This window comes from Ramlibacter sp. (assembly GCF_013697775.1).
Classification (GTDB): Bacteria; Pseudomonadota; Gammaproteobacteria; order Burkholderiales; family Burkholderiaceae_C; genus Ramlibacter.
Genome location: NZ_JACCWG010000380.1, coordinates 1 through 3,506, shown reverse-complemented (window position 1 = coordinate 3,506; position 3,506 = coordinate 1). Strand labels below are relative to the sequence as shown.

Below are 3,506 nucleotides of genomic sequence, written 5' to 3'. Positions count from 1 at the left end.
CGCCTGTTCCAGAGCTTCAGCCAGGCCGACACCTCCACCACGCGCAAGTTCGGCGGCACCGGCCTGGGCCTGGCGATCAGCAAGAAGCTGGCCGAGCTGATGGGCGGCGAGGTCGGCGTGGAAAGCGAATGCGGCAAGGGCAGCACCTTCTGGTTCACCGCGCGCCTGGGCATCGGCGAAGGCGTCCAGCGCGCGCTGGTGCCACAGCCCGACCTGCGCGGGCGCCGCGCGCTGGTGGTGGACGACAACGACCACGCGCGCGCCGTCATCGGCGGCATGCTCGAAGGCATGACCTTCACCGTCACCGAGGCCGGCAGCGGCTCGGCGGCGGTGGACGCGGTGCGCCGCGCCGCGTCGTGCGGCCACCCCTACGACATCGTCTACCTGGACTGGCGCATGCCGGGCATGGACGGCGTGGAATGCGCGCGCCGCATCCGCGCGCTGGGCCTGGCGTCCACGCCCATGCTGCTGATGGTCACCGCCTACGGCCGCGAGGACGTGCTGCGCGAGGCCGAGCGTGCCGGCGTGGAGAACGTGCTGGTCAAGCCGGTGACACCGTCGATCCTCTTCGACACCACCATGGGAGTGCTGGGCGGCAGGCGCGACGGCGACGCAGGCGGACCGGTCCCGGTGGCGGTGGACGCGCGCCTGGCGGCCCTGCGCGGGCGGCGCATCCTGCTGGTGGAGGACAACGAGATCAACCAGCAGGTGGCGCGCGAGCTGCTGCAGGACGCCGGCCTGCGGGTCGACGTGGCCGACAACGGCGCGATCGCGCTGCACATGGCGCGCGAAGCCGACTACGACCTGGTGTTCATGGACATGCAGATGCCGGTGATGGACGGTGTCACGGCCACCCGCGCGATGCGCGACGTCGCCCGGCTGCGCGAGCTGCCGATCGTCGCCATGACGGCCAACGCCATGGCGCAGGACCGCGACAAGTGCATGGCCGCCGGCATGAACGACTTCCTGGTCAAGCCCATCGACCCGGCCGCCATGTGGGCCATCCTGCTGCGCTGGATCCGGCAGGACGCGCCCGCGCGCACCTCCGCCCCCGCGCTCGCTCCGCTGCCGGCACTGCCGCCCATTCCCGCTCCCGCCTTCCCTCCAAACACCCATCCCACGCCCACCATGCTCTCCACATCCTTCACCCCGCCCCGCCCCGCCACGCCTGCCGGCGCCACCGTCGACCTGCCGCAGGGCATTCCGGGCCTGGACACCACGCTCGGCCTGTCGCGCATGGCCGGCAAGAAGACGCTGTACGTGGCCATGCTGCGCCGCTACGCGGGCGGCCAGCGCGAGGTGGGCTCGCAGATCCGCACGGCGCTGCAGGCCGATGACCGCGCCACCGCGGAGCGGCTCGCGCACACGCTCAAGGGCGTGTCCGGCAGCGTGGGCGCCACCGGCATCCAGGCGCTGGCCGGCGCGCTGGAAGACGCGCTGCGCCAGCAGCAGCCGCTGCAGGAAGTGCAGATGCTGCTGGTGGAGATGGAGCTGCCGCTGGGCGGCCTGATCGCCGCGCTGGAAGCGCAGCTGCCGGCGTGACGCGCGGCGCAGCGGCGAATCCCGATGCGTCTTACGCAATCGGCTTAGTGCCGGCGCGCGGGGCCGTGATGAGATCGCATGTCGCACGCCACGTGCCGCAGCCAAGGAGGCAATGATGGTCCATACCGATACTCGCGCCGGCAGCCCGGCCGCCTCCGCGCCCGAAGCGGCCGGCGGCCTGACCGACCTGGTGAACCGCCTGACGCAGGAGCTGGCCTCCATGCAGCGCGCGCTGGCCGCCGCGCAGCAGAAGCTGGGCTCGACGTCGCGCTCGCTGGAGTCGCGCACGCAGGAGTTGACCGAGGCGCGCGCCGCGCTCGCGCTGCTGCTGGCCACGCTGGACTCCACCACCGACGGCATCCTGGCGCTGGGCTATTTTGGCCGTGCGATGCACTACAACAGCCGCTTCATCGAGATGTGGCGCATTCCCGCCGACATGCTCGCATCCCTCAACGACAGCGCGCTGCTCACCCTGCAGCTGGCGCAGGTGAAGCATCCGCAGCGCTTCCTGGCCGAGGCCGAGGCGCGCAAGGCGCGGCCCGACGAGGAACACTTCGGCACGGTGGAGATGACCGACGGCCGCGTGCTGGAATGCCACGTGGCGCCGCAGCGCGTGCGCGGCAAGCGGGTGGGCTGCGTCACCAGCTTCCACGACGTGACCGAGCACGAGCGGCTCGAACGGTTGGTCTCCGTGCTGGAGGCGGAGCTGCCGTCCCAGGTGGCCGAGGCGAAGGCGTCGATGTTCTAGGGTCCGCCGCGGCTGCCGGCGATCTCAGGCGCGAAGCCGTCCCAGACGAGTTTCAGGCCGGTGAGCAGCATGCCCAGGTACACCAGCCGGTAGAACATCGCCGGCTGGATCCGGTGCGCCAGGCGCACGCCGACCAGGACACCCACCGGCGCCAGCGGCAGCAGCACCAGCGAGGTGGCCATGTTGCGCCAGTCCAGCAGGCCCAGCCAGGCGTACGGGATCCATTTGCTCAGGTTCACCACGAAGAAGAATGCCGCCAGGGTCGAGGTGAACACCAGCGGCGCGAGGCGCATCGGCAGCACGTAGGCGTTGAGCGGCGGGCCGCCCGCGTGGGCGACGAAGCTGGTGAAGCCGGACATCACGGTGAGCAGCGCGCCGGCCCAGCGCGGCGCGGCCTTGCCGCCCGGGTGCGGAGGGAACAGCAGCCGCTGCGCCAGGAACGCCAGCGTGAACACGCCGACGATGCCCGCCACCATGCGGCTGTCCAGCAGGCGGAACGACAGGGTGCCGATCACCGTGCCGACCAGGCCGCAGGGCAGCAGGAACAACGCCAGCTTGCGGTCGATGTGGTGGCGCAGCGCGCGCAGGCCCAGCACGTCCATCGCCAGCAGCAGCGGCATCAGGATGGCCGCGGCCTGCGGCACGGTGACGGCCAGCGCCATCATCGGAACGGCGAGCGAGCCGAAGCCCGCGCCGAAGCCGCTCTTGCTGATGCCCAGCAGCAGCACCGCCGGAACGGCGACGGCATAGAAATGCCAGTCGGTGATGAAGGGAAAGCTCAAGCCCGCGAGGATAGCGCCTGCCCCATCGGCCTCACACCCGCTCGAGCAGCACCGCGATGCCCTGGCCGACGCCGATGCACATGGTGCACAGCGCATAGCGCCCGCCGGTGCGGTGCAGCTGGTTCACCGCGGTGGTGGCCAGCCGCGCGCCCGACGCGCCCAGCGGATGGCCCAGCGCGATGGCGCCGCCGTTGGCGTTGACACGCGGGTCGTCGTCGGGCAGGCCCAGCATGCGCAGCACCGCCAGGCCCTGCGCGGCGAAGGCTTCGTTCAGCTCGATCACGTCGATCTGCTCCAGCGTGACGCCGGCCAGCGCCAGCAGCTTTTGCGTGGCCGGCGCCGGGCCGATCCCCATCACGCGCGGCGGCACGCCCGCCGTGGCCATGCCGACGATGCGGGCGCGCCTGGTCAGCTGGTACTTGTCGGCGGCTTCG

General features: G+C 71.8%; 3 protein-coding genes and 1 pseudogene. 2 read left to right on the top strand and 2 right to left on the bottom strand.

The features are described from left to right. Window positions 1–1,542: response regulator (locus tag H0U68_RS19400; protein WP_296358547.1), on the top strand; the 1,542-nt coding region annotated here is incomplete at its 5' end. Between the two features lie 115 nt (window positions 1,543–1,657). Then, window positions 1,658–2,290, top strand: coding sequence for a PAS-domain containing protein (locus H0U68_RS19395; RefSeq protein WP_296358546.1), 633 nt, complete (start codon window positions 1,658–1,660; stop codon window positions 2,288–2,290). On the opposite strand, the gene H0U68_RS19390 is transcribed toward H0U68_RS19395, so the two are convergent. Both H0U68_RS19390 and H0U68_RS19385 read right to left on the bottom strand, forming a co-directional pair. Then, window positions 2,287–3,072, bottom strand: coding sequence for a sulfite exporter TauE/SafE family protein (locus H0U68_RS19390; protein ID WP_296358545.1), 786 nt, complete (start codon window positions 3,070–3,072; stop codon window positions 2,287–2,289). The genes H0U68_RS19395 and H0U68_RS19390 overlap by 4 nt on opposite strands. A 31-nt stretch (window positions 3,073–3,103) precedes the next feature. Further along, a pseudogene (locus H0U68_RS19385) lies at window positions 3,104–3,506 on the bottom strand (3-oxoadipyl-CoA thiolase); the annotation flags it as partial.

Excerpts from the sequence above, each read along its gene's own strand:
- H0U68_RS19395 (WP_296358546.1), top strand. The coding sequence starts at position 1,658 with ATGGTCCATACCGATACTCGCGCCGGCAGCCCGGCCGCCTCCGCGCCC.